Annotated in this window: 1 protein-coding gene; it reads right to left on the bottom strand. The window is 58.8% G+C overall.

Annotated elements, in window-relative coordinates:
• Window positions 1-1221: AMP-binding protein (locus PY650_RS36465; protein ID WP_285884947.1), on the bottom strand; the 1221-nt coding region annotated here is incomplete at both ends.

The following is a 1221-nucleotide window of genomic DNA, read 5'->3' as shown; positions in this document are numbered from 1 at the left end:
CCGGTTCAGATAGCCGCGCGCAACGCCGGCCCCGCCGATATAAAGCTCACCCACCGCCCCGAACGGCACCGGTGCACCATCGCCGTCCAGAAGATACACACGCGTGTTGGCAATCGGACGGCCGATCGGGACAACGGATCCATCAAAATCAGCCGGGCAACTCCACGCTACCGCGAAGGTCGTCGTCTCGGTCGGACCGTAGCAGTGAATGAGACGTACTGGACCTTCTTCACTCAGCAATTTCAGAAATGAGTGAAAATCGTTGCGCTCGCCTCCACAGAGGAGGTACTTAAGTTGCGCTAATGTCGGAGCCATCGATAATGTATATTGATTGAATAACGCCGTTGTTAGGAAAAGGGTTGTCACCCGATGCTGTTTAAGTGCCTTGGCAAAACTTGAAGAATTTATGACTGTGACGGCATCCATTGCAATAATGCAGCCACCGTTGAGCAGCGGCGCCCACACTTCAAATGTGCTTGCGTCGAAGGCCGGATTACCCGCCCACGCCACACGATCTCCGGCATCGATTTTCGCATATCCATTGTTGATGACTAGCCGGTTCACGGCGCGGTGAGGCACAACAACTCCCTTGGGACGGCCGGTCGAGCCAGACGTGTACATCACGTAAGCGGCAGCCTCGGCGCTTAATGCCAAGCCAGGATCTCTACTACGTCCTGTTCCAACCATGAACGGCTCAATGGCCAGAACAGGGATCGTCGCCTCAACCAGCTCATCATCGTCACTCTTGCAAAGTACCAGGCGTGCAGCACAATCGGCCATCAGCCATTCTTGTCGCGCAGACGGAAGAGCGTGATCGATCGGCACATACACTCCCCCCGCCTTGAGGATCGCCAACTGCGCCATGACAAGGGCGATGGAGCGGTCCAGCACTGTCGCAATGCGATCCTCCGGCTTGACCCCGAGCGTGATGAGATGATGGGCCAGCCGGTTGGCCCGCGCGTTGAGTTCGCCATAACTCAGCTCATCGTCCTCATGGACGAGGGCGACGGCCTCGGGGGCGCGCCGCACCTGCTGCTCGAACAGCTCGTGGATGCACAGATCAGACGGATAGTCCGCCGCCGTGCGGTTCAGATCCTCCAGCAGGTAGCTGCGCTCGTCGGCCGGCAGGATGTCGATGCGGCCGATCGGCTGGCCTGCATCGGCGACCATCGCCCGCAGCAGCGTCAAAAGATAACCACGCTGCCGCGCGATCGTCGCTTC

It is taken from the genome of Martinezella calliandrae (assembly GCF_030272695.1).
GTDB classification, from domain to species: domain Bacteria; phylum Pseudomonadota; class Alphaproteobacteria; order Rhizobiales; family Rhizobiaceae; genus Rhizobium; species Rhizobium calliandrae.
The sequence above is the reverse complement of the archived record's forward strand: the minus strand, read 5'-3'. Positions and strand labels throughout refer to the sequence as shown.